Consider the following 25,138-nt stretch of genomic DNA (forward strand, 5'->3'; position numbering starts at 1 on the left):
AAACAATCGTTAAAGCGTTTTTTTTCATTATTATATTCTCTTTGTACTAACTAACGTGAATCACTATGGATAAACTAAACAACTGGGGAGCTATAGCTAAAGAATACGCCAATAAGCTAATTGATTACCTCCCAACACTTATAGGCTCGATTGTCCTGCTGGTAGTTGGATTATGGGTCATCAAGTTAATTGTGAAATATGTTGAAAGACTCTTTGAGAAAAAAGATTATGACCAAACCTTAGAGATCTTTACCCTGAATGCATTACGCTGGGGGCTCAGGATCATCCTTTTTGTACTCGTCATCACTCAGTTAGGAGTGGAAAGCGCCTCGCTGGTGGCTGCACTTGGTGCCGCAGGTTTAGCGATTGGTCTGGCAATGCAGGGCTCCTTATCCAATCTTGCCGGAGGAGTGCTCATTATTGTGCTTAAACCTTTTAAAGTTGGAGACTGGATTGAGGCCCAGGGAGTTTCAGGTAGTGTTGTTGAGATCACTTTGTTCTACACCAAGATTGACACCTTCGGAAATCAGCGTGCCGTGGTTCCAAACGGCCAGTTAAGTAACGACAACATCATTAACTACAGCTATAATGGCACAAGAAGAGAGAACCTCAGTTTTGGAATTTCTTATGACGATGACATTAAGAAAGCTAAGGAAGTGCTTAGCAATCTGGTAAAAGAACAGGAACATATTCTTGAAGATCCGGCACCACAGGTTCTTGTTGCTGAACTTGGAGACAATTCGGTTAACTTCTCTGTAAGATACTTTGCTCCTAACAGCGAATTCTGGGACCTGCACTGGTATATGATAGAAGAAGGTAAAATAAGACTTGAGAAAGCCGGTATGACCATTCCTTACCCACAAAGAGACGTATATCTTTACGACCAGACCAAAATGAAAGGCACGGTCCTGAAGGAGGATAAAAATTCCTAACGGAATTTATCCCGCAATAAAATCCTTTAAATAATAAGGTTCAAAATAAGCGACATCTTCGGTGTCGCTTATTTTATATTTGGCAAGCGCGGGTTGTCCCATTTCTTTTGCTGAAGGCAGCTTATCTTCAATGAACCTGGCATTCTTATGACTGCAGATCTCGCTGAATTTTTTCACTCCGCTGCCAATAAAATAAACCTCCCCCTTTTCAAGATATTCTGAAAAAGAATCCTCTTGCAGAATTTCCGCCTTGGTTTCCCTGATCTCCTTATGAGAACCATCGAAAACTGCTGAGTAAACTTCCATTCTTCGGGCGTCCAGCATCGGGATTATTATAGCGTCCTTTCTATCGGTTAGCTGAAGCGCTAAGGATTTTAAAGTGGGTATAGAGATCAGAGGAATATCCAGAGAGAAGCATAATCCTTTGGCGGCTGAAACCCCAATTCTTAACCCGGTATACGAGCCCGGACCTTTACTGATTGCTACAGCGTCCAGGTCCTGAAGACTGAAATTATTCTCTTTCAGGATCTCCTGAATATAAATATGAAGCTTCTCGGCGTGTGAATAATTATTACTGTTATCTTCCTTAACGGCAAGCACCCCCCCGTTTGCGGCAAGCGCCACCGAGCAATTGGTAGTTGCAGTCTCTATGCAAAGTATTAAAGCCAAATCTATAAGTTTATTTTCCGGCCGGCTCTTCCGCGATCTCAACTTTATCTCCGCCTTTAAGGACCTTGGTCACCGTGTTATACGGCCCCGTGATCACCTCTTCTCCGGCCTTCAAACCTTCGGTGATCTGGATGTTCCTGTCGTCCTGTATCCCGGTCTTTACGACCCTAAGTCTAGCTTCCTCGCCTTCTTTTACAAAAACACATTCAAACTTTTCATCTGAATCTGCTTTAGGCTTTTCAGCATTAACACCGGGTTTGGCCGTGGTGGTGTCGGTCTTTATCACGATCGCACTAATTGGAACTCCAATTACATCCTTACGCTTATTGGTAATTATGTCTACCGTTGCGGTCATCCCTGGGCGAAATGGAGAGTAATTCTCCGGCTTCCCTTCCAGAAGGTCTTTATAAGACTCTTCAAGAATTCTCACTTTCACCTTAAAATTGGTCACCTGGTCTGTTGTAAGCTCCGTATCGGCAGAATTTGAGATCTCTGTTACCAGCCCTTTAAATTCTTTGCGAAGATACGCATCTACTTCAACAATTGTAGAATCTCCAACGCGCACTTTTACAATATCATTTTCATTTACGTCTACCTCAACCTCCATATTAGAAAGGTCTGCCACGCGGAGAATTTCGGTTCCCGCCATTTGCTGGGTTCCCACCACTCTTTCGCCAAGCTCGGCATCAAGTTTAGAAATGGTTCCGGACATAGGAGCATAAATACTGGTACGCCCAAGGTTATCCCGGGCTTCAGTTACGGTTGCAGCCGTACTTTTCATACTGTAATACGCCGATTCTTTACTGGCCTGGGCCATTTCGTAGGTAGAAGTGATCTGGTCCCATTCGGCTTTGGAGATCACGCCTTTTTCAAAAAGCTTTTTGTTTCTCTGGTAATCAGATTCGGCTTGTTTCAGGCTGGCTTCAGCCTGGGCGTAATTAGCTCTCATATTCTGAAGACTGGCCTGCACCCTTTCAAGATTAGACTGGTAGATATCCGGATTTATCCTTACCAAAAGATCTCCCTTTTCCACAGCCTGACCTTCAACAACCGGCAAATCTATAATCTCTCCCGATACCTCCGAAGAAAGTTTCACCTCAACTTCAGGCTGGATCTTTCCGGTAGCCGAAACAGTTTCTGTGATATCTATAGGTTCGATCCTGGTGATCTCAACTTCTTTATAATTTCCGGTCTTGCCAAACCAGCCGGCCTTCTTCCCTATAATCAAAAGCAGGATCAAAGTTAAGGCGACACCAATTATAATAAAAAGCGTTTTTTTCTTCATAGGTTAAAATTTAAGGTCTGCCACGGGCACACCAAAATATAGTTCAAGGACTTTTAATTTGAAAATATAGTCATATTTGGCTCTAAGAACTTCTCTTTGCGCATTCTCAAAACGCACTTTTGCCTGGCTGAAATCGAAAGCATTGGTCAGTCCCACCTCATAACGGTCTGTAGCGTAACTAAAGGCTTGCTCCTGCGCTTCAGAAGCCACAAGGGCCGCTTCATAAGCTTCAAATGCTCCCTTGGCATCCACATAAGCCTGGTAAACATTGGCCTCAAGGTCCAGTTCTGCCTGCTCCAGCTCATATTCCGCTCTTTTCACATTCACCTCATTTCTCTTCACTCGTCCCCTTACCGCAAACCCGTTAAATACAGGAATGTTAAGTTGTACTCCGTAAGAGATCCCGTCGTTCATAGAAAGCTGATCGAAAAACGGAAGCGGGGACCCCAGGGTGCTTACAAAATTTGGCGCTACCACCAGGTCTCCTGTAGACTCCACGACCCCGATCTCACGGGTTGGGTTTTCAGGATCCACTTCGGCACCGGTTACCCTTCCCATTCCGGACTCACGAGTGTTATAGTTAAAGAAGGCACCCAAAGTAGGCCAATAAGCGCCCTTGGCAATCTCGACATCTTTTTCCGCAAGGTTTTTATTCTCTTCAGCGATCCTGATCTCCGAACGCTCCTCTTTTGCCCTTTCAATGATCTCGTAAACCGAATTTTCCAGCATCTCTGATCCGAAGATATCGTAACCCTGATCCACGATGTCAAAACTCTCGTAATCTTTTATCCTCAAGGTTTGAGCAAGACTAATAAGGGATATCCTAATATTGTTCTGGGCCACGATCATTCGCTGCATTTCATCGGCGTTCGTAGCTTTTATTTCCAAAAGATCCCCCTGTGGCAGTGAACCTGCTTCTACAAGGTCTTTTGTTCTTTGCATTTGCTCCAGGGTAACCTCATTCTGAGACTTCAGCACTTCCAGATTCTGTTTATTGAAAAGCACCTGCAGGTAGGCATCAGCAACGAAGAGCGTAATATCGTCTTTCATTTTTTCAAGGGCATACTGGCTGGCAAGTTCTGAAATGCGGGCCCGCTGTAGCTGGTTAAAATTCCGAAGCCCGTCAAATAAAGTAAGACTAGCGGTTACCCCTGCTGAAAAGTTTCGGGTAGTCTGTGTTTGCAGAATCCCTGTGGTCACGTTCTGTGTTAAACCGGTATTCCAGGAGTTGGAAGCTGAAGCATTGATATTGGGCAGAAAGTTACCCTTGGCCTCAAGCTCTTCTATATCGGCCAGTTCCAGCTCAAGTTCCGATTGTTTTATAGAAATGTTGTTTTCCAATGCGTAATTTACACATTCCTGAAGTGTCCATTTTTTTTCCTGCGCGGTCGCAGAAATTCCCAAAAAGAGTATACAGGCTAAAAAGCTTAGTTTCTTCATAATATTGGTTGTGAAAGATATGTCTGTTAAATGTTGAAGTTGTTACAGTCCCCCTGAAAATTCTATCTCGCGGAAAGTCCGTCGCCTTGTTTTATTTGATTCCAGACTTTGATCTTATCGTCTTTGGTGATCCCTTTTTTTACTTCCACAAAAATTCCGTCACTGATTCCCAGTTCCAGATCTTTTCTCTCAAATTCCTGATCTCCCGTCTCCACCTCAACAAAAGGCTCCTGGGTTTTAGGATCGAACTGGACCAGGGCCTCTTTAACGGCAAGCACACTATCTGCCCTTGCCAAAATAATAGACGCATTGGCGCTTAACCCGGCCCTGATAAAGGTAGTATCGGCTTTATCTAATGTTCCTTTAATCTCGAACTGAATGGCCCCATTATCCTCAACTCCCTTAGGTGCAATATAATCCAGAACAGCATTAAAGGTCTTATTTTCTATCGCTCCAACAGTTACTTCCAATGGAAGATCTTCCTTGATTTTCCCAACTTCACTTTCATCAACTTTTCCTTCAAAGATCATTTCATTCACATCGGCAAGCGTTGCAAGAGTAGTCCCGTCATTAAAGTTGTTACTTTCAATAACCTGATTCCCCACTTTTACCGGCACATCGAGCACCATTCCTTCTACGGTAGAACGTATAAGGGTATTTGCCGCACTGCCTATCCCGCTGGTAGTCCCTGTTCGTACAATCTCATAGTTCTGTTCAGCTGAACGGAAATTCTGCTGTGCCCTTTTATATGCCGTTTCGGCATTGTCGAAGTCATTCTGGGAGATTACCCCTTTATTGAACAAAGCCTCCTGACGCTCGTAACTTTTCTTTTCATTATCAAGATTGATCCTGGCCGTCGCCACTGCATCTTTAGCGCTTTGAAGGGAAGAGACATTAGGGATCACCCTGATCTTCGCAATAAGGTCTCCTGCCTTTACCCTTTCCCCGGCCTCAATATAGATCTCATCAATAATCCCAGAAATATTAGGTTTGATAAGCACTTCTTCTTTAGGAACAATGTTACCGGTAGCCACGGTCTTTTTTACAATAGACTGGGTAACGGCCTGTTCAGTCTCATAAACAGTAGGATCTTCCTGGTTTTTCTGATACAGGTAATACAAAGCGCCCGTAAATCCTACTGCTATAAAAACTATAATAGCGATGGTAACAACTTTTTTCATTTCTTGGTGATATTTATTTAATAGTATTTTTATTCAGTTCTTAATGCGTCTACCGGTTTTACCTTTATAGCATTCTGTGCCGGGATTAGTCCCGCCAGCAATCCGGAAATTATTAATATGGTGAGGGCTACAATCACAACGCCTATATTCACACTCGGATTAGCAAACATCATTTCGCTGGTATCCATCCCGCTCAACTGCATATTTATAAGGGCTATCACAAGCGTGGCCAGAATGATCCCGGCCATCCCCGAGATAATGGTCAGGAAGATAGATTCCATAAGGATCTGTCCTCTTATGGACCAGGGGCTTGCCCCCAGGGCCCTTCTTATTCCAATTTCATTTGTTCTCTCCTTCACGACGATCAGCATTATGTTGCTTATCCCTATAATTCCTGACAGCAGGACAAGAATACCCACAAAATAGGCCACAGCCCTAAGGGCTATGAACAGGCCGTTAATTTTGTTGAATTCCTGGAAGAGGTCAAAGTTCCCTACTGCACTATCGTCTTCCGGGTGAATGGTATGCCTTTCCTGCATCAGGTCTATTATTCTTCCTTTTAAATTGGTGATGGGGGTTCCATCCTGGGCGGTGATGGCCATCCAGCCAACCGTATCGCCGCGGTTAAATGCCTGTGAAAAGGAGGTGAAAGGAACAAATATCTGCTTCTGAGCTTCCTCAGGGTTCCCGTTATTTCCCTTTTTCTTATAAGAACCTATCACCATGAAATTCACCCCGTTTATCTTAATATAGCTCCCCAGGATCTCTTCTCCTTTTTCATACAGCGCTGTACGTACACCTTCTCCAATTATTGCGACCTTCCGTTTATCCTTGATATCAGAGTAATTAATAAACCTTCCCGAAGTTATATCCATTGGTTCCTGCTGGATCACTTCAGGATAATCGCCATATACATTAAAAGCCCCGGTCTTCAGGCCCCTAACCACATTATTGGCTCCTCCAAAACCTCCAAGCTGATTTCGTGGAGAAACAAACCTTAAACCGGGAACCTGGTCTTTTATAGCGATAACATCATCGGTCTTGAAATTATATCTTCTTCCTTTGGGAAGGCCTTTATAGGGTTTACTGACCGTTTGGGTCCACATAAACATGGTATTGGTGGCTACTCCTCCGAAACCCTGTTTTACGCCATTCTCGAGGCCTTTCCCGGCCGCAAGAAGAATAACAAGGATAAAGATACCCCAAAGCACCCCAAAAGCCGTCATAACGGTCCTGAACCAATTTGAGCTTAATGCTTCTATAATTTCACTCCAACGATCTCTGCTAAACATATTATTCGTCTCTTAAAGCTATAATCGGTTTAATCCTGGCTGCTCTCCAGGCCGGGAAAAATCCCGCCAAGGCCCCGGCTACTATAAGAATGATCACCGTGGTCAGGGCTGCATTAAAATCTACCGAAGGATTTGTAATATATTCTATCTGTATCTGCGGGCCCAGAATTTCCAGCAGGGCAAGGCTAAAAATGAGACCGAGGAAACCGGCTACAGCGGTCACAAAGATCGATTCGTGCAGGATCATCCCGATTATCGATATTGGCTCGGCTCCAAGGGCTTTCCTAATCCCGATCTCCCGGGTACGTTCCTTTACGATGATCAGCATAATGTTACTCACCCCAACAACTCCGGCTATTATCGTGCAGATCCCAACTCCCCAAAAGAAATACTTGATCATATCCATAAGCGTATAGAATCTTTTGGCGTTTTCCAGACTGTTATTGATATTTATTGCACTGGTATCATCAGGCGCAACGGTATGCTGCTCCTTAAGGTATTCTTCCAGCTCTGAAGTGAATTTGGTAGAAGAAGCCAAAGCCTGCTCGAAATTCTCTTCGGGCTGAAGGGTATAAGAAAGGAAATTGATATTATTATTTCCGTTGAAGACACGTTGTGCGGTAGTTAGCGGCAAATAAACCCTGGACTCCTCCCTTTCCCCTCCAGGATCTGAAAAGACTCCTATGACTTTAAAATTGATATTAGACAATTGAACATATTTCCCAACCGGGTCTTCATCTTTAAAAAGTTCATCTTTCACCTTTTTCCCAATCACCAGCACCTTTTCATAATTATTATGATCATTAATATTGAGAAACCTTCCTGCCGTCAATGTACTGTTTTCAAGGAACTGATAATCGGGATATACCCCCTCTACCCGGTAAGACCTGGATTCCTTTTTATAATTTACCAGTCCGCTCCAGATGCGGTATACTGAAGATTTATATTCCAGCTCGTCCTGGTATTTTCTGGCCGTAAAATTAAAATCCTGATTCTTCATCTGTATCCTTCGTCCAGGATTCAGCCCCTTGTATTCCTTTGAAGTAACACCGGTCCAAACGTATATCACATTGGCGGCATCATTCTGGAATTCTTTGGATATCCCATTCCTCATTCCCTGCCCTATTCCTAAAAGGACTACCAGAATAAAGATACCGGACGCCACGGATATCCCCGTGAGTATAGTCCGTAATTTATTTTTACGGATGGTATCAAAGATCTCTTCCCAACGTTCCAGATCAAACATTTGCCATCGCTTTTACCTGATCTACCTTAGTATCATTAATAATACGACCGTCCTTTAGATTCACTATCCGTTTGGTCATTTGTGCAATATCGGGTTCGTGAGTAACCACAAGAATAGTTCTCCCCTCATCGTTTATTTCCTGAATAAGTTCCATCACTTCATAAGAAGTTTTGGTATCCAGAGCTCCCGTTGGTTCATCGGCAAGAAGCACCTTAGGGTCACTCGCCAGGGCCCTTGCGATGGCCACCCTTTGTTTCTGCCCCCCTGAAAGTTCATTAGGGTGATGTTTGGCCCAATTGGCAAGCCCCACCTTTTCCAGGTAACTCATTGCCCTGTCCATTCTTTCACCTCTCTTGAGCCCCTGGTAATAAAGCGGCAAAGCCACGTTATCCAAAGCAGTTTTATAAGAAATAAGGTTGAATGACTGAAAGATGAACCCCAGAAACTTATTCCGGTATCTTGCAGCTATGGTTTCGTTTAGGTTTTTGATAGGCACCCCGTCCAGCGTGTAAGACCCGCTGTCTGCTTCATCAAGCATCCCGAGGATATTAAGGAGCGTGGATTTCCCGGAACCGGATGAACCCATTATAGAAACAAGCTCACCTTCTCCAACACTAAAGTTAATCCCCTTAAGTACATGGAGAGAATTACTCCCCATTTTATAGGATTTATGCAGATCTTTTATCTCTATCATAGCCGGAAAAGGTTTTAATTACAACCGCAAGCACTTTGCGCCCTTTCCAATAAGACTATATCTATAGAGAAATGTTACAAAAAACCAGTCACGGTTTTATGTTAAATTTTGAAATTGAATGAATTTTTTCAGAAAAAAGCTCAGGATGTCTTTTTGTTCTTTCTGGTACGGTAGATAAAATAACCAATTCCACCCACAAGCAAATAAGGAAAGATCATCAGGTATACTATGCCATCATTTATTCCTTCGGCAGTGCTTTGGTCGGCATTATTCTGAAGAACGGCACGACACATTGAACACTGGGCCTCTGCAAAAAATGGCAGTGCAAGTAAAACAATCAGTATGATTATGCTTTTCGTCTTCATAAACCTGGTTTCAGCATCTTTCGAATCACAAAAATAAGCAATCCTGAAAGGAATTAATAATAGGGCCACATAAAAATATAGACCAGCACTCCGGTAACCGCAACGTACAACCAGATAGGGAAAGTCCATCGGGCAATGGCCGCATGTTTATTATATTCACCTGTCAGCCCACGGTACATGGTGAACAACACCAAGGGAACGATTATAGCCGACAGTACTATATGTGTAATAAGAATAAAGAAGTATATATAACGCATAGCTCCCTCCCCTCCAAAAGGCACAGGATCATTGCTGATCTTCGAGATCACATAACTTAGTAAAAATACAACCGACATACAGAAGGCAGTGATCATCACATTACGGTGCAGTTTATACTCCTTGATCTTCATGAAGAAATACCCCAACATTAAAAGAATGGCCGTAGAACCGTTTATTACGGCATGAAAGAACGGAAAAGTCCCGGTTTGAGCACCAAATACATTATAGCGCTCAGGCAGGTACATTAGTATTAGTACAATTATAGGTACAGCAACCGAAAGGGCTACAATCACCGGAACGGCGATCTTGTCTGATTTTGTAAGAACTCTTTTCACAATAGGTTTTTAATGTCTTCAATAAGGATATCGATCTGAGGGCCTTCCTCTCCTTCCACTACCGATTTATTTCTTTTTACAAATCCGCGGTAATACACCAGAGGATTTCCAAACTGATCTGTTCTGGACCTGATATAGCCCTCTTTATCTACGAGCGCAAACAAACCTGAATGTGCAAAACCACCCGCTACGCTTGCATCTTCTCCGGCATAAATGTTAAACCCCTTATTCGCCAGAGTGTAAAGCTCCTGCTTATCACCGGTCATCAGGTTCCAGTTCTTATGGGTAATACCATACTTGTCTGCATACTCCTTCAAAACTTCGGGAGTGTCGTGCTCCGGATCTATACTGAATGAAGCAACTCCAAAATCATCCTCCCCCTTAAACTCTTCCTGCACCTCTACAAGATTCTCACTCATCACGGGACAAATGGTAGGACAGGTTGTAAAAAAGAATTCCACTACATAAACCTTCCCTTCATAATCTTCGTTACTAATGGTATCCCCATCCTGGTTCACAAACTCAAAGGCCGGAGCTTTCTTTTTCTCTCCGTTGATCTCTATATACGAAAGTGTTTCGGCTTTGGTTTTCTTCTTCTTAGTTTTTTCACCCTTGTTGCTGAGCCGATCAGATTCCACCACCTGACCTTCACTCACGCGGTCCAGGATCCTTGGAATAAAAATAATACCAAAGATCAGAATAACCAGCGATACGCCTATATATGAATAATTCTTCATAGCATTAATATTTTCTGTCGGCCTTATATTTCTTCAAAGCCAGCCGATATTCGGCTAAGATGACCTTTACGTCATCATTCATCTTATTGTTCAATTCGGCTACAGACCGGGAATCATAGCCATATAATACCCCGTGATCCTTATCATCATTTCTCCCCCTAAGATTCCCGTCCTTATCGATAATAAAAACATACGGCGAATACAGGTTCTCATCCAGGGAATGCGAAGTTTCCATGCTGCCAAAAACAGCCTTAATCTCTTCGGGTTTGGCAAAAACAAATTTCCATTGCTCGGCACTGCCTATCTTACCGAACTCCTGTACGAAGTCCCTCACCTTGTCTTTTGCCGCTTCAGGAACAAGAATAACGAATTGAAAATCTTTAAATGAATAGTATTTCTCAAGGATCTCCTGATCAAGATTGAAGGTATACCCCTTGATCTCCTCAAGATCACTTCCGAAGAAAGCGACAACACTGATATTATTTTTAAATGACACAGGTTGCTCCTGAAGGTTTTCAAAAGAAGATATCTCCTTTACATTTTCAGTTAAAACAGGAAGCCGGGCAAAGTTGTTTTTGCCAGAAGCAAAGAAAAGGTAAGCAATAATAGGTAGTGCAAACAATACCGTAAGAACAATAAACTTCTTCATAAGCAGTCCTTCAAAGGGAGCACAAAAATAAAAAGACGGTTTCACAAAACCGCCTTTTCCTTAATTTTTAACTTTTCTAGAAGTCCCAGGACACGTAGCCGCTCTTATAGACGTCGTAGATATAAGCTCCTTCTGTTAAAAGGATGAATATAAGGTATCCTATAAGAAAAACTGCCGTCCAGACGATGGCTCTTCTCAGGCCTTTAGTCTCACCCTCAAGGTGCATAAACGCCCAGGCAATATAGTAAGCTTTCCAAATGGTAAGAATGATAAAGATCCAGTTAAGCAATCTCATCCCGATAAACATAGTATCGGTTAAGAAAGGAGGTTTAATAATTCCTAGAATAACCTCTACAATGGTTATTACCGAAAGGATAATAAAAACCGTCCAGATCCTTTTTGTATTCGATTCGTGTTTATGTGCAGTATCGTGTGCCATGATGATTTATTTCTGAATAATTATACCAGGTAAAAGAAGGTAAATACAAATACCCATACAAGGTCTACAAAGTGCCAGTAAAGCCCGACTTTTTCAACCATTTCATAATTCTTTCTTCTCTCGTAGGTTCCAAGGATCACATTAAAGAAAATGATAATGTTGATCACCACCCCAGAAAATACGTGGAAACCGTGGAATCCTGTAATAAAGAAGAAGAAGTCGGCGAATAAAGGAGGTCCATATTCATTGTGCGTAAGGTTAGCGCCCTCAACTACACCCATAGCCTCCGTATTCATTTTCTGCAGGGATTCTTCTCTGCTCAATATTGTTTTTTCTCCATCCTCTCCAATGGTCTGGGTTCTGACAAGAAGCTGGTCGTTAGCCATAAATCCAGCTTTCACCTCTTCAAGAGAATAACCAGGCAAGCCTTCACCGGTCTCGAACCAAATTCCTTCATTTGCATTATGCTCTTCTCTGATTGAAGCCTTCTCAACCGCAATATCTTCTAAAGCCACTCTGTGCCCTTCATTGTCTACAAACTGAAGAATATTACCTCCTTTGGTAGTTACAGCACCATAAGTACCATTAATAAAGTTAGTCCACTCCCAGGCCTGAGACCCAAGGAAAATAAGACCACCAATAATGGTAAGGAACATATAAAGAGTAACCTTCCCCTTTTTCATCTGATGCCCGGCATCTACCGCCAGCACCATAGTTACAGAAGAAAAAATAAGGATAAAGGTCATTAAGGCAACATAGTACATTGGAGCATCTACCCCGTGTAGAAATGGAAAGTGATTAAAGACTTCGTCGGCAATTGGCCAGATGTCCATAAACTTAAACCTGGAAAAACCGTAAGCCGCCAAGAAACCTGAAAATGTAAGTGCATCAGAAACGATGAAGAACCACATCATCATTTTCCCGTAACTAGCTTTTAGTGGATCATTACCACCGCCCCAAGTTTTACCTTCGGTGCCTGTTCTAACAACAGTAGCTTCCATAGAAGAGTATTTAAATTTTAAGTGATGCGCAAAAATACGCAATTTTATTATCTAAAGAAATATAAAAACAAAAACAGAAGCACCCACAATACATCCACAAAGTGCCAAAATGTGCCACCAAGCTCTATTCCAAGCATTTGACCCGGATGGTAGCGTTGTTTAAAATGGTTATAAATTACCACCAACAATACCATCAAACCCGCCGCCAGGTGGGCTAAATGCACCAAAACAAGTATATAAATGAAAGAAGTTGTAATAGAACTTTCACTTCCTGTAAAATAATAACCTTCTGAAACTATTTCTGAAAATGCCTGAAACTGGAAAGCCACGAAAAGCAATGCGAGGACAAATGTACCCAACAACAGAGCGGTTGCGTTCTTCCTATTTCCGGAAAGAATATTCTTCTTGGCCAAAACAAAAGTCACACTGCTGGTGACGATCACCAATGTGCTCCAGTAAAATGCGCCGGGCAATTCAAAACTGGCCAACCAGTCAGGACGGCTTTTACTCACCACATATGCACTGGTAAGCCCGGCGAAGGTCATCACCATGCTTATAATTCCAAACCAAAGCATCATCTTCTTTGCGTTGCCCTGTTTTTCGGTCTCTGTTCCGTCTGTTAAAGCCATTGTCTAATAAATTTATCTAAAACATATACTATTTGAAGCAGCGTGATATAGGAAACGCTGGCGAACATCAGTTTTTTTGCTGCGTGGGCCGTTTTTTCACGGAAAAGTTTCACCGCATAATAAAGCATTCCCAACCCAAGTATCAATATGATCACTCCTGAAACCGGGGTAAGATAAAGATCTCCGGTCACCCCGAACACCGGGATCAGAGAAACCGAAATGGTCCATACAGTGTAAAGCACAACCTGGATGGCTGTCCCTTTATCCCTATTTCCGGTAGGCAGCATAAAGAAACCGCCTTTCTTATAATCGTCGAACAACCACCAGCCAATTGCCCAAAAGTGGGGGAACTGCCAGAAGAACTGCACCATAAACAGGGTTCCCGGCTCTATGCTGAATTCTCCCGTAGCAGCAACCCAGCCCAACATAAACGGAATTGCCCCCGGGATCGCTCCCACAAATACAGATAGCGGGGTTTTTGTCTTTAAAGGTGTATAAACACTTACATATATAAAAATACTTATCGCACCGAACATTGCGGTCTTAGGGTTTATAATATAAAGAACCACGAGCCCTAAGACGGTGAAAATGCTGGCAATGAGAAAGGCAGTTGTAACAGACATCCTGCCAGCAGGAATAGGCCTGTTCTTCGTCCTGTCCATAAGCGCATCAAGATCGCGCTCAATGATCTGATTATAGGCATTAGAAGCCCCAACCATAAAATAACCTCCTACAGAAAGCAGAAGCACAGTAACGAAGTCTATTACTTCAGCTCCCAAAAAATAACCGGCAACCGAAGAGAAAACCACGCTTACCGCAAGTCTCATTTTGGTTATTTCTTTAAAATCGGAAAGGATTGAAGGGGCAGATGTATGTACGCCGGTGCTACTCAAAAATGGTTTTTTTCAATTGGCGCAAAGATACTCCTTAATTGGGTTTTGACAAGGGGTGAAAAATGTTAATTTTCAGCTGCTTCTGAAGCCTTCTAATAATCAAAATACCAGTTAAAAATATCGGTTTTCAGACCGAAATTTATCCAGGTTGTAGAATTTTCAAATCTGTCCGGAGTTTTCACTTTAGGAGAAAAATTACGGTAGATCACGCTTGCATAGAGTTTAAGATTGGTCGCAGGGTTTACTATATAACCGGCTTCCAGCTGAGAAAAGAAAGAGTTGGTAGTATTCCCCTGCCCGATCTTCACACCCGATTCATAAGCCCTGTCCCTTTCATCTCTATAAATATCACCTCCATAAAAAGCATTATCAAGACCATTATTATAATCGAAGCCTCTTTGCCCATACACAAATTTCGCGCTGCCGTAGTAACGGTCTTTTTTATATCGCGCTATTCCTATCACTTCCCTGAAATTAGCCCCCCAGGGGTGCGCCATAGACTGGTTATTATGACCGTAATTAAGAACTACCGTGTTATGAGAGTAGGTATAAGGCCTCACCTGATTATATTCTGCCTGCAGGTAAAGATTCGGCACCTTGAAGGCGTCGTAATATTTCACCCCCAGCTGGAACCCAAGTTTGTTCTTCCAGCTGTTCTCCCCGCCAAACACATCTCCAGAAGAGAATTCATCTATTACCCATTGCCCGTATGTGTTGAACTTATCAGACCATTTATATTTTGCCGTAAGCCCCAGGATAGCGTTCCCTCCTCTTGCCCCCGTAGAAAATTCAATAGCACGATAAAAGATCACCGGGTTAAGGTAGTTCACATCAAAACCTCTGTCGTTATCGTTCTGCCACAAAACCGATTCGAACAAACCAATATTAAGCCGTTTGGTTATATTAACGCTTAAATAGTGATTGGCCATATATTTGGTGCGGTAGGAACCAAGGTCAGTAACTTCCGGTCTGACATCCCTTAATGACATCCAGGTATTGGTATATTTTAATTTCCAGAAGCTGGTGTTCAGTTTTAAATAAGGATATGCGGTGGCATTATCGCTAAGCAAAAGCGAACGATAGCCGTCGCCTATGAAATTCTTGCCGTGCCCCAGCTGAATGTTGAAAAACTTACCGGGGCTAAAGGAAATATACCCCTCGGCAACCGGATAATCGTATCCCCCATCCATAAAAGGTTTAGCGATACCCCTTCCCGGCACTATAGCCGGATCCCCATAAGGTTTTATGGATTCGGCATAGCGATTATAATAATCTGCAAATCGGCCCTGGTTCTCATAAACCACGGTGTAAAAATTAAGATTCTTGCCTAGGCCTCCTTCAAAGATCGCCGCACGGGTATTGTTGTATGTGAATTCGTATTCGGTATCTTCAAAATCTTTCCCGATCTGCATATCGAAACCGGCATCTATGGTAAACCAGTAATCATCAGCCTGGAATCTTACCAGATGTTCATTCCAGAGCTTTCTACCCAACCAGGAATCAGCATCTTTCAGCATTTCGACGCGTTCCTTTTCAAAATCGTAATACGGATTCACAGTTTCATAAAGCAGTGGTTTGGATGCAGAATGCGCATTGTTGCCAACCTTATTTATTTCGGCGTCGAAACGACTGTACCTCTCGTGAGAAAGCGGGATGTTAAGCTGACTTGTGTGACGTGGATTGGTAAACTTCCCTGATTTCACCCTGTCGTATTCGTCAACCATTGAGTCTTCCTCCACACCACTTTTTACTGAAGGAAAATCAACTTCGGGCTCAGCCCTTTTAGTCTCACTGATCTCAAAACCGTTTCTAAGCGGAATACTTAAAGGCATTTTAAACTGCATATTTGCAGGCCTGGAATTATAAGTGGCCGGTTGCACCTGGGGGAGCTGCTTAAAAATCCTTCGTATTTCATTTTTAAGACTTTCATAAGGTGCATTTATATAGATTACCTCGAACCTCCCTTCCTGAGTCACCTCAAAGATTACCACAACTTCGCCCCGGAAGTTTTCCTTTTGTACTTCTTCAGGCAAATTAAATTCTTTGGTAATGGCTTCGCGAAGTTTATTTCTGAAACATTCAGGTTTTGAATCAAAATCAACCGCTTCACATTCCGAGAACTGGGGATACACTTCAGCGGTACTGATTTTGGTCTGGGCAGAAGAGAAACCTGAAATCAACAAAACAGCAAGAAGTAAAAAATACTTCATAGGCTTACCGGCTAAGATTTGGTTAGACAATGGAAATATACAGTTTTTCCCGGATTTGGGCCGGGCTAAATAAAAAAATCCCGGGCGTTAACCCGGGATCTGTAATTTTATAACAGGTAATTTTCTTAATCCTGAATCTGGAATACAATCGGTAAAGAGTACATAACCCCTACTGGCTTACCTCTTTGTTTACCCGGTTGCATCTTAGGCAATTTATTGATCACCCTAGCAGCTTCCTGCTCCAGTCTTGGGTGAGGTGCACGTGAACGCACATCTACAATATTACCTTTTTCATTGATCTTAAACTGAACAATTACCCTGTTCACTCCAGAAAGACCTAATTCTGAACCTAGATCGGTATCAAAATTTCGGTTTACAAACTGGCTTATCTTTTCACTCATACATTTCTTTCTCTGGTCGTTGGTGCTTAGGCTCTCACACCCGGGAAAGATCGGCACATTTTCAATAACCGCAAAAGGAACATCCTCAACCTCTTCTTCTACCGGTGCCTCAACAACTTCTTCAACCTCTACAATCTCATCCATATTGGTTTCGGTAGATTGAATTTCATCTTCCTCAACTTCTTCCTCATCCTCAACAACTTCAATTACTTCCGGTGCCGGAGGCGGTGGTGGTGGAGGTGGAGGCGTATTCTGCATCTCGGTAATCGGGATTTCCTCGTCATCTAGTTCATCCAGATTTAACTGACCGGTGTCGATAGCCTCTTTATCATAAGTCTTCCACTCAATAGCCTGCCAGGTAATAAAAAGGACTAAAATTAGACCCAACTGAAGAAACAGGACGCTCCTTCTGGTTAAGTCTGCTTTAGGATTTTTCTTAGGTTTCATAATGCGTTATTGATTAATAGGGATTGCTAAAATAATTATTTTTTCTAAAAAACTAAATTAATCTTGCTTTTTAACCTTTTCAGGAGGTTTTTAAAGATTAACAGTGACACCGCAGCGAATAAAACCCCGGTGGTATTGGCAAGAATATCATACCAATCCGGTTGTCTGTAGCTGGTAAAGCTCCCTTGTAGAACCTCAATTAACATACCAAACAACACTGCCATCCCTGAAACTTTCAGCAAATTGGCTCTGTATCGGGAAAAATTGCTTTCCCGGAATACAATATACAACATCCAAATGACTACAAGCAGGAAATAAGCCCCGCTATGCATCATTTTATCGGTAGGATTAAAAGAGCCTATACTTATCTTCCCAAGACTTACCAGGGATAACACCGTAAGGGCAATGGTATAGCTACTTGCTGCTGCAAGTAATATTCTAGCTACCAATTATTTCTTTGTAATCTTCCGGGCTTAACAGATCTTCAAGTTCTGAAGCTTCAGAAAATTTGATCTTGATCATCCAGCCTTCACCGTAAGGATCGTTATTCACCTTTTCCGGCTCGTCTTCAAGGCTCTCGTTAAACTCGGTAATTTCACCTGAAAGTGGCAGGAACAGATCTGAAACGGTCTTCACCGCCTCAACAGTACCAAACACCTCTTCCCTGTCCAGTTCTTCGTCTACGGTCTCTACCTCAACATATACGATATCTCCCAATTCGCGCTGTGCAAAATCAGTAATACCAACGGTAGCTGTATCACCCTCTATTTTCACCCATTCGTGATCTTTGGTGTACTTTAAGTCTTGTGGAATATTCATAGTTCGTGTTTATTATGCCCGCAAAGTTAATTTTTTAAAGTAATTGTTCAAACAGGCATGCATTAATTTCCGAAATTATATCTAAGGGTGAATCCAGATCTGATAGTTGTCTGTGGAAATGCGGTTGAAACAGCATATTCAGAAAAGCTATGATCATAGTAGAAGATCGCGGTAAGGTTCTTGGAAAGCGCATAATCTGCAGTGAAATTGATGGCCCAGATATCCTGCCCCGCCACTACCTGGCTGTTCTCCAGATCCAGATACCTGATTATAGTATTATTCTTCCTGTAAGACACATCGGCCTTAAAATTCAGGTCGCTGCTCAATATTCGGTTCTTACCGGCTATCTTGGTAGCGATCTTAAGATCTTTCAGGCGATACCCGAGGCCTAAGGTATATTCATTCCCCGAAGTCTCCGTAAGCAGATTATTATCGAAACTCAAGGCAAGCGCCCTGTCTTTCTTGATCTCTGCCAATACCTGAATAGCATTCTTGGTTTCCAGATCTACCCTTACAAGTGGTGTAAACAACTCTGTAAGCACAATATTCGAGAACAGTATAGGATTCTTATAATCTCCGGCCTGGTTGGGCACCAAAGGATCGTCAGGATCATAATCAAGGTTGGTCTGGAACTGGTTGATGGTATAGTTCGCCTGATACCCGTGATTTATCGAGAATCTTCGGAATTTATCCTTGAACCATTGCAGCCTCATCAACCCGGTATATTTCACATCCCAGTTTGGAAGCGGTGTATCTCTAAAGGCCCCCAGCTTTATATTCCCTGAATCTGTTCCGGAATATGCCGCAAGAAAAGCAGGAAGCAATACCGCCTGATTGGTTTTACCAATCCCAATCGGGTATCCTTCCTCATCGGTATTATTAGGATCAAGGCCTCTTTCTGAAGCAATTCTCCTTGCTACCTCAAGCCTGTTTTCCCTGAAAGTCTCAAAAGTTTCTGAAGATTCCTGGGAAGACTGATTAAATGCCGTTTTTATAAGTATGGTCGAAATATTGAAATTTCCGTAGGTATAAGGAGTCAATGGCTGATATTCCAAAGTTGCCGGATCTACTTTATAATTCTCTGAAAAGTTTTCGGCATAATTTCGTCTCCCGCTAAGATCTATAGTTAGGTCTGGCAAAAGGTCTAAAGAGGCCTGAAGGTCCAGCTGTTTATTTTCAACCGTGGTATACTGCTGGTTGAAATTCTGGAACAAGGTCAGCCAGCCTCTTCTGGCGGCCATATACCTTACGTCATCCTGAAGCCCAAAGGTAAAACCGGTGCTTGGCTTCAATGTTCCCATAAAGCCTACACTTGGCAAGTAACCCGGTAGAAAGGTCCCCTGGTTCTCCCTGTAATTAACCTGGATACGGTTAATGGCAGTGACTATATTGATAAATGTGTTATAGCCCTTATTTTCCTTTTGTGGTGCTTCTTCCTGTTGCTGGTTTTGATCGTTTTCACTTCCGTCTAAGGTTGGAACCCCTGCACTTCTCTGCTTGATACTGTTCTTTTTTTCAGCCTTTTTTTCCACCAGACCTACATATTTATAAAGAGCAGGCATATCCAGGCTTGCATTAATCTGATGGGTATTCGAATTCTGGACGCTGTTACCGATATCCGGTATTCCCTCCAGTTCTTCATAGATCTTCGAACCCCGCTGCCATTGGAAATCCCCGGTGTAGGAATAAGTGGCCTTGATAAAACTCAGCACCGGAACTTTTTCAAATGGCACCTCATAATTAAGCTGAAGGCTTTGGTAATGCTGGTCAGGTCGGCCAATTTCAAAGAAATCCTGCCATAGCCCCACAGAATTGTCCGCAAAGCCTTCCTCATCAATATAGTTACGTATTATCCTGTTATTGGTGGCATTAAAGCTTAAGCTCAGCGACTTGGTCAAATTATAGTTTACCCCGTACTGCCAGTCGAACAAATAGTTTCGCTGGTATAAAGTAGGAATTCCTATGTCATTTTCACTTAGTTCAAGAGATCGGAATTTCTGTTCGTTATATTGCCTGAAAATATTAGAACTGGCATTGATGTTTGAAGGAAGAAGATTCACGTTGAAGTCCTTTACCAGCGAGAAATAATCGCTGCTGTCCAGCACTGCAATATTTTTAAAAGGCTCTACCGTCTTGGGAGCAAAATTGAATTCATACGTGGCACCAAGCCTTACATTTTGATCAAGCGCCTCCTCCACTTCAAAATCGCGATGGTCTATCTGATTGTAGGATGAAGAAATCGCAAAATTCTCTATATCATAGGGCATAGGTTTCTTATCTCCTGTGCGTTCTTTTCTTAAACCGATAACATTTATACTTTGCCTTTTGGTATAGGATTGTGATTGTTTTTTTACGCGCTCTCTTTCTACAGGATCTGCAATAGCGTTTAACCTGGTATCCAGCTCAAGATCCAGGAATTCCTGGTCATATTTCGGGGTGATAAGCTCTTCTCCCCTGCTGTAATTTACAGGCACCTTGACCCCCCATTTCTCGGGAAGCAATTGCCCCATATTCACATTGGTGACAAAATCATATTGCTGCAGGTCTTCCCTGCTTCTTTGGTTTGGCCCGTGCTCTATGGCTCCGAAACCTACGGTACTTCTTCTTCCGGTTGCAGAAACAGTAGCAAAATCGGCAAGATTACTATCCATACTTACCACGGTTGCCCACCCCCCTTCATTATCCAGATCAGATAACCTGAGCTCATTAAACCAAACTTCCCCGCAAAGATCCTGAATTCCTTGCGTACTGGTACCATTCTTAAGCCCCAGCATCAATACCCTGACATTCCCGAAACTTGGGTTTCCTTTGATACCAACCCGAAGCCTTCCCATTTCATAAGGAGTCTCCTCATCGGTAAGCTCCAGCTCTTCGGTAAAGAAATTAAGCTCTGTTGCGTTTAGCGAAGGGTCACCCAAAACGGTGGTTTTCACTTGTTGAAGCAGGTCCATTGAAAGGTTGAGCTTATTCACATCTGGCCATACCTCAGAGGCCGTAGCAGCCCCAAAACTCGTTGGGCTTAACGGAATCTCCACCTGGTAGAAGTTTTCAGTGAAGTCGGTTCCAATTCTTAGGAAAGCGATCAACTGCCCGTCCTTTAGCGGGGTCTGACCAACAACAGATTCCGCGTGAAGGAACATTTCCAGATTTTTATACTGCCGCATATCTATCTGGAAATTCTTGTACACTGCTCTTGAGTCCTGCGGTTCCAGCCCACAAACTTCAATTGCTAAAGACTGCTCGTTTTGACGAATATTGGTATTATTCTCATAAAGCTCTTCCCGAACAACCCCCGGAGGCAATACATAAGGCACAGGCTCTCTGTTCTCATTCTCTTCGATATTCACCGCTGAAACTTCAAATAGGGTATTCGTGTTTTCAGGAGGGCGGTTCTGATTATCCAGGCTCTGGGTATAACGCCTGTAATCACCTCTTACCAGCTCCATAGTCCCGAACCTTAACAAGGTTGGGTCTTCAAAGCCCGTTAGAAACATTCTCATAAACCTGATCGACCTAAAGTCGGAAATCCCTCCTTTACTATCGGTTGGTTCATAAATAGGCACCTTAAACTGAAGCCATCTTACCGGCAGATCCTGCCCGTTCCTTAATGTTGTGGTCAGCTGCTTTACATCGGTGATATAAGGGTTATTTTCAGGGCTCATACCTTCAAAGAACGGCACTTCATATTCGAAGTAGCTGTTGATAGTATTCATCGTATTATCCCTGTTAATATCCTCGGTAGTTGGTAATGTTGTATTTCCGCGGTCTGTATTACCCACCTGTGTTGGAGAGTTCCCGTCGGTACCATTATAATTAAGGTAACGGTCAACAATACCCCCGTTTGCATTTAAAAAATACCTGTAATTGTCTTCCGAAGGATCCTCAAAATTGGCAAAATCAGGAAATTTACCCGACTCCTCAAGGTCTGAAAGTCCATCGTAGCCCACATCCTGATTCTGTCGCTGCTGTCCTTCGGTATCAAAAGCATATACCAGCGACTGGTCTGCAGGAACCTGGGCAAAACTGGTACTTATGGTATTCTGGTCGCCTCCGTCTGCAGGCAATCCGTTTTCATATTGTTTTCTACCATCCTTCAGGACATCTTCCGAAATATTCCCAAGGTTAAAATTGATGAATCCTCCTGAATTCCCTGTGTTTTCACTGTAAATATAGGGATCCATCACCCAGAATTCGATATACTCCACATTGGTCTGTTCGAAATTCGTAGTGTTTATGCCTCGCATAATCCCACCGAAATTCTCTTCCGGGTTGGGCAACGTATTATTTCCTGCGGCCGCCGGATTGTAGTTATAAGCTCCACGCTGTTCCGGGAAGTAAGCCACATCCATTGTGTAAACCACCTGCGCCTGGCCCTGTACCACATCGGTATTCGGGAAGATCTCATCTACAGAAACTCTTCTGGTTGCATAACTTGAAAGGTCGGAATCATCGATCCCATCAGGTCGGTTACTGCTGTAAAACACAGGATCTATAGTATACCAGGCCATTTTTGCCCGCTTATATCCCACGCGAAGATCACCATTTGCAAGCTCTCCCCCATAACCAAGCGGCACACTGGAAAGCTCCCAGCTTAAGGCCGTATTGATATCTATTGAAGTTTGCGCAGCTTCGAAATCGTCGATATAAGTAGTTGCCTTTCCGTCGAAGTCGTTTACTGCAGGAGCTCCGGGCTGAAGGTAAGCAAACTCTCCTCTTACTGAAACATTAGACTTTACATCGGTATCGACATTGGGCAGTTTATTAACCAGTCTCGTAAGGAAAGGAACCTCGGTAGAATAGTTAAGATTAAGCCCAAAGATCGAGTTGTTGATAGGCTCGTAACTATAATTCGCTTTCTGAGTGAGAGGTTTTTCCTTAAGATTCAGAAAAGTTGCCCCAACAAGCAGGTTTTCATTGAACTGATGTTCTACATTGATCCCGGTAAAACGTTTGGTTTGCTGCCCGAACAGGGCATTATTCTCAGTATTTACCTGGATAGGGATATCTGAAGCCAGCAGGGCATCATCAAGTATCTGCACCCTTCCCAGCTCATAATTCACTACGTAATCCACTCCTTCCTGAAGGATTCTCCCTCCGGCCGTTACGGTCACCGAGCCTCGCGGCAGGTTAAACCCAATAGGGATACCTTCAACTTCTGAAGATTTATAGCGACCTTTCAACTGGAATTTATTCTTATCGGCATCTTCCTGCTCCGCCTGGGTTTTGGTAGTTCTATATAAAGACCTGAAAACGTATTTCTCCTGGTTCTCGTTCCAGGTGTCGGGAATATCATAATCTTCTATCCCGCTGTTCGGCGTGTTATCAAGCTTCTCGAAAAGATGCTCCCCAAAAGGCTCTACCGTTGTGAAGATCACATTCCCGTTTCGCGGATCTATGGTCAAGCCCGGCACATAATCGAAGAAGCCATCTCCTCCGTTAATGGGGTCATTGTTCGTGTTCAGTTTATCCAGCCTGAAAACCCTTAAAAGCGGAGTTTCGGCAACATCTTCCGGCAGTGGTACTTCTGCATCTTCAGCCGGTTTAATATAGTTCAGGGGTTGCGGATCGGTATACAGAATATTTAGCCTGAAATCCTCCCTTTCCAACTGGTAAGCCCCCAGATTATAAATGTTTTTCATCATCAGGTCCCAGACAGGCTCATTCACATTAGTAATAGTGCTTTTCAGCATCTTTACCACAAGGTTTTTATTGGCCCGCGGATTTTCTTCACTCCCGGGATTATTAGCATCCCCGGTAGCATTTACCCCGTCATTGGCAAATTCCCCAACCTGGTAAACCTCGCCATTTATGGTATACTGAAAAGCAACAGCCAGCACCTCATCATTACTCAATCGCTGATTAAGAGAAATATATCCCAGTTGAGAATTCAGCGTAAATTCATTGGATTTTAACTGTCTTGCATTTTCGAGCTTAGAGTAGTCTGTACCCTCAGAAACGGTAACTCCGCCAAAGCCGCTTTCCACAGTGGCTATATCCCGAATGGCAGGGGTAAGAATCGATTCTTCGGCACCTGTAATCCCGAAAGGGTTAAAATCGTTATTTCTGTTATCGGGGAAGGCTCCCGGCGGTTGGTTAAAAAATCCTCCCGGTGGTGCATCAAGACCTATATTCCCCGGCACATTGGTCTCCCCAATATCCTGAATCGCAACTATATTTCTGGTATCGCTTAGATTCTGAACATTATTGGTCCTGTTAGTGATCCACACCTGGATCCGTTTTATCTGAATATTAGAGTTTATAAAAGGGTAATTCTCAAGCGCCTCATCATAATGATCCCTGAAATAGTGGGCCAGGAAGAAGTGACGATCCTGGTCATAATCAAGTGCAAAGCGTTCAAAATCCTCAACTGCAGCGCCTCCTTCCACATTTACGGTTCTACGCTCCGATTTTTGTTCAGAAAAGACCCCGGTGATCCTGGTCTTCCCGAACTGCAGTTCGGTCTTGAAACCGAAAAGGCTTTGAGCTCCCTGGATAAGAGCGTTGTTAAGCGGCATATTCACATTACCAACCTCGATCTTCCTTACAATATCATCTTCGGTAGGGGTGTATTCAAGCTTTAACTGGTTCTGAAAGTCGAAGGTAGACTCGGTATCATAATTGGCGGTTATCTTAAGCCTCTCCCCTATTTGCCCAAGAAGGCTAAGGCTTATTCGCTGGTCAAAATCGAAAGTTGTATTGCTTCGGTTTCTTGGAGAAAAAGCAGGGTTGTCCTGGCGGGTATAAAGCAACCCAAGATCCATTTCAACGCTACCCTGCGGCACGATATTGATCTCGGAGCCCCCAAAAATACTCTCGAAGAAGCCTGAATTCACATAAAAATCAGGCAACAGATCTTTCTGCAGTTCATCGGCCCCCTTTTTATTTCCCGAAAGCGCATCATTCTTTAATTTGAAATAGTTGCGCATATCTTCCTCAAGAACCAGTTGTTCATATTCTTCGGGACTAAGGATAAGCGGTGCGGAAATATCGAACTCCCCAAGCTGGCGGCGATAGATGTACCTGTCCAGCACAGGATCATATTCATATTTGGTAACAATACTGGAAGGATCCGGCAGCGAAATTGTGCCGAGATCATATCCGGTTTGGGTTGTATCCTGCTGAGTTTCCTGAGCAGATAATCTCACCGAGACTACTAACAACAACAGTAAAGTGAACCGGACCGATGCTGACGATCTCAAGTAATTGTTCCTCAAGG

21 protein-coding genes are annotated in these 25,138 nt (G+C 43.1%); 1 reads left to right on the forward strand and 20 read right to left on the reverse strand.

Annotated elements, in window-relative coordinates; translation table 11 throughout:
* Positions 1–65 precede the first annotated feature (65 nt).
* On the forward strand, positions 66–932 hold the full coding sequence (locus tag ACFQ3Q_RS00430) for a mechanosensitive ion channel family protein (RefSeq protein WP_380741844.1): 867 nt from the start codon (positions 66–68) through the stop codon (positions 930–932).
* A 6-nt stretch (positions 933–938) separates the two neighbouring features.
* Here the strand turns inward: ACFQ3Q_RS00430 and tsaB are convergent, their stop codons facing one another.
* From tsaB to sov, 20 genes are all read right to left on the reverse strand, one after another.
* Entirely contained in the window at positions 939–1,601 is a 663-nt protein-coding gene (gene tsaB / locus ACFQ3Q_RS00435; RefSeq protein WP_380741845.1) for a tRNA (adenosine(37)-N6)-threonylcarbamoyltransferase complex dimerization subunit type 1 TsaB, read from the reverse strand.
* Positions 1,602–1,611: 10 nt separating this feature from the next.
* The gene (locus ACFQ3Q_RS00440) at positions 1,612–2,886 is read right to left on the reverse strand and encodes an efflux RND transporter periplasmic adaptor subunit (protein WP_380741847.1); all 1,275 of its coding nucleotides are present in this window, start codon (positions 2,884–2,886) and stop codon (positions 1,612–1,614) included.
* A gap of 3 nt (positions 2,887–2,889) precedes the next feature.
* Positions 2,890–4,326 (reverse strand): TolC family protein, encoded by a 1,437-nt coding sequence (locus ACFQ3Q_RS00445; protein WP_380741848.1) that lies wholly within the window; start codon positions 4,324–4,326, stop codon positions 2,890–2,892.
* A gap of 62 nt (positions 4,327–4,388) precedes the next feature.
* Positions 4,389–5,507 (reverse strand): efflux RND transporter periplasmic adaptor subunit, encoded by a 1,119-nt coding sequence (locus ACFQ3Q_RS00450; protein WP_380741850.1) that lies wholly within the window; start codon positions 5,505–5,507, stop codon positions 4,389–4,391.
* 29 nt (positions 5,508–5,536) lie between these two features.
* Positions 5,537–6,799 carry an ABC transporter permease gene (locus ACFQ3Q_RS00455; protein ID WP_380741852.1) on the reverse strand — a complete coding sequence of 421 codons (1,263 nt, stop codon included), beginning with the start codon at positions 6,797–6,799 and terminating at the stop codon, positions 5,537–5,539.
* A 1-nt stretch (position 6,800) separates the two neighbouring features.
* A complete protein-coding gene (locus ACFQ3Q_RS00460; protein ID WP_380741854.1) occupies positions 6,801–8,045 on the reverse strand; it encodes an ABC transporter permease in 1,245 nt (414 codons plus the stop codon).
* Entirely contained in the window at positions 8,038–8,739 is a 702-nt protein-coding gene (locus ACFQ3Q_RS00465) for an ABC transporter ATP-binding protein (protein ID WP_380741856.1), read from the reverse strand. The genes ACFQ3Q_RS00460 and ACFQ3Q_RS00465 overlap by 8 nt, the downstream gene beginning before the upstream one ends.
* Positions 8,740–8,879: 140 nt before the next feature.
* Positions 8,880–9,104, reverse strand: a complete 225-nt coding sequence (locus tag ACFQ3Q_RS00470; protein ID WP_380741858.1) for a hypothetical protein — start codon at positions 9,102–9,104, stop codon at positions 8,880–8,882.
* Between the two features lie 53 nt (positions 9,105–9,157).
* A complete protein-coding gene (locus tag ACFQ3Q_RS00475) occupies positions 9,158–9,697 on the reverse strand; it encodes a DUF420 domain-containing protein (RefSeq protein WP_380741860.1) in 540 nt (179 codons plus the stop codon).
* Positions 9,694–10,434: an SCO family protein gene (locus tag ACFQ3Q_RS00480; protein ID WP_380741862.1), complete on the reverse strand. Its 741-nt coding sequence runs from the start codon at positions 10,432–10,434 to the stop codon at positions 9,694–9,696. The genes ACFQ3Q_RS00475 and ACFQ3Q_RS00480 overlap by 4 nt, the downstream gene beginning before the upstream one ends.
* A 4-nt stretch (positions 10,435–10,438) precedes the next feature.
* The gene (locus ACFQ3Q_RS00485; RefSeq protein ID WP_380741863.1) at positions 10,439–11,083 is read right to left on the reverse strand and encodes a hypothetical protein; all 645 of its coding nucleotides are present in this window, start codon (positions 11,081–11,083) and stop codon (positions 10,439–10,441) included.
* Between the two features lie 76 nt (positions 11,084–11,159).
* Complete coding sequence (locus ACFQ3Q_RS00490) at positions 11,160–11,522, reverse strand: cytochrome C oxidase subunit IV family protein (protein WP_380741865.1); 363 nt, start codon at positions 11,520–11,522, stop codon at positions 11,160–11,162.
* 20 nt (positions 11,523–11,542) lie between these two features.
* Complete coding sequence (locus ACFQ3Q_RS00495; RefSeq protein ID WP_380741867.1) at positions 11,543–12,523, reverse strand: cytochrome c oxidase subunit 3; 981 nt, start codon at positions 12,521–12,523, stop codon at positions 11,543–11,545.
* A gap of 47 nt (positions 12,524–12,570) precedes the next feature.
* Positions 12,571–13,152: a cytochrome c oxidase subunit 3 gene (locus ACFQ3Q_RS00500; protein ID WP_380741868.1), complete on the reverse strand. Its 582-nt coding sequence runs from the start codon at positions 13,150–13,152 to the stop codon at positions 12,571–12,573.
* Positions 13,143–14,045, reverse strand: coding sequence for a heme o synthase (gene cyoE / locus ACFQ3Q_RS00505; RefSeq protein ID WP_380741870.1), 903 nt, complete (start codon positions 14,043–14,045; stop codon positions 13,143–13,145). Before cyoE ends, ACFQ3Q_RS00500 begins: the two co-directional genes overlap by 10 nt.
* Positions 14,046–14,137: 92 nt before the next feature.
* Positions 14,138–16,255, reverse strand: coding sequence for a gliding motility protein RemB (locus ACFQ3Q_RS00510; protein WP_380741871.1), 2,118 nt, complete (start codon positions 16,253–16,255; stop codon positions 14,138–14,140).
* A gap of 125 nt (positions 16,256–16,380) precedes the next feature.
* On the reverse strand, positions 16,381–17,103 hold the full coding sequence (locus tag ACFQ3Q_RS00515; protein ID WP_380741873.1) for an energy transducer TonB: 723 nt from the start codon (positions 17,101–17,103) through the stop codon (positions 16,381–16,383).
* A 44-nt stretch (positions 17,104–17,147) separates the two neighbouring features.
* Positions 17,148–17,552: a VanZ family protein gene (locus ACFQ3Q_RS00520; RefSeq protein ID WP_380741875.1), complete on the reverse strand. Its 405-nt coding sequence runs from the start codon at positions 17,550–17,552 to the stop codon at positions 17,148–17,150.
* A complete protein-coding gene (gene gcvH, locus ACFQ3Q_RS00525; protein ID WP_380741877.1) occupies positions 17,542–17,922 on the reverse strand; it encodes a glycine cleavage system protein GcvH in 381 nt (126 codons plus the stop codon). The genes ACFQ3Q_RS00520 and gcvH overlap by 11 nt, the downstream gene beginning before the upstream one ends.
* A 62-nt stretch (positions 17,923–17,984) precedes the next feature.
* Positions 17,985–25,136: a T9SS outer membrane translocon Sov/SprA gene (sov, locus tag ACFQ3Q_RS00530; protein WP_449329137.1), complete on the reverse strand. Its 7,152-nt coding sequence runs from the start codon at positions 25,134–25,136 to the stop codon at positions 17,985–17,987.
* Between the last annotated feature and the right edge of the window lie 2 nt (positions 25,137–25,138).

This window comes from Salegentibacter chungangensis, from assembly GCF_042678405.1.
GTDB lineage: Bacteria > Bacteroidota > Bacteroidia > Flavobacteriales > Flavobacteriaceae > Salegentibacter_A > Salegentibacter_A chungangensis.

What these genes read in the sequence shown, in the direction of transcription:
- ACFQ3Q_RS00430 (WP_380741844.1), top strand. Translation starts at nt 66, where the DNA reads ATGGATAAACTAAACAACTGGGGAGCTATAGCTAAAGAATACGCCAAT.
- ACFQ3Q_RS00440 (WP_380741847.1), bottom strand. Translation starts at nt 2,886, where the DNA reads ATGAAGAAAAAAACGCTTTTTATTATAATTGGTGTCGCCTTAACTTTG.
- ACFQ3Q_RS00445 (WP_380741848.1), bottom strand. Translation starts at nt 4,326, where the DNA reads ATGAAGAAACTAAGCTTTTTAGCCTGTATACTCTTTTTGGGAATTTCT.
- ACFQ3Q_RS00450 (WP_380741850.1), bottom strand. Translation starts at nt 5,507, where the DNA reads ATGAAAAAAGTTGTTACCATCGCTATTATAGTTTTTATAGCAGTAGGA.
- ACFQ3Q_RS00455 (WP_380741852.1), bottom strand. Translation starts at nt 6,799, where the DNA reads ATGTTTAGCAGAGATCGTTGGAGTGAAATTATAGAAGCATTAAGCTCA.
- ACFQ3Q_RS00460 (WP_380741854.1), bottom strand. Translation starts at nt 8,045, where the DNA reads ATGTTTGATCTGGAACGTTGGGAAGAGATCTTTGATACCATCCGTAAA.
- ACFQ3Q_RS00465 (WP_380741856.1), bottom strand. Translation starts at nt 8,739, where the DNA reads ATGATAGAGATAAAAGATCTGCATAAATCCTATAAAATGGGGAGTAAT.
- ACFQ3Q_RS00470 (WP_380741858.1), bottom strand. Translation starts at nt 9,104, where the DNA reads ATGAAGACGAAAAGCATAATCATACTGATTGTTTTACTTGCACTGCCA.
- ACFQ3Q_RS00480 (WP_380741862.1), bottom strand. Translation starts at nt 10,434, where the DNA reads ATGAAGAATTATTCATATATAGGCGTATCGCTGGTTATTCTGATCTTT.
- ACFQ3Q_RS00485 (WP_380741863.1), bottom strand. Translation starts at nt 11,083, where the DNA reads ATGAAGAAGTTTATTGTTCTTACGGTATTGTTTGCACTACCTATTATT.
- ACFQ3Q_RS00490 (WP_380741865.1), bottom strand. Translation starts at nt 11,522, where the DNA reads ATGGCACACGATACTGCACATAAACACGAATCGAATACAAAAAGGATC.
- ACFQ3Q_RS00495 (WP_380741867.1), bottom strand. Translation starts at nt 12,523, where the DNA reads ATGGAAGCTACTGTTGTTAGAACAGGCACCGAAGGTAAAACTTGGGGC.
- ACFQ3Q_RS00500 (WP_380741868.1), bottom strand. Translation starts at nt 13,152, where the DNA reads ATGGCTTTAACAGACGGAACAGAGACCGAAAAACAGGGCAACGCAAAG.
- ACFQ3Q_RS00510 (WP_380741871.1), bottom strand. Translation starts at nt 16,255, where the DNA reads ATGAAGTATTTTTTACTTCTTGCTGTTTTGTTGATTTCAGGTTTCTCT.
- ACFQ3Q_RS00515 (WP_380741873.1), bottom strand. Translation starts at nt 17,103, where the DNA reads ATGAAACCTAAGAAAAATCCTAAAGCAGACTTAACCAGAAGGAGCGTC.
- gcvH (WP_380741877.1), bottom strand. Translation starts at nt 17,922, where the DNA reads ATGAATATTCCACAAGACTTAAAGTACACCAAAGATCACGAATGGGTG.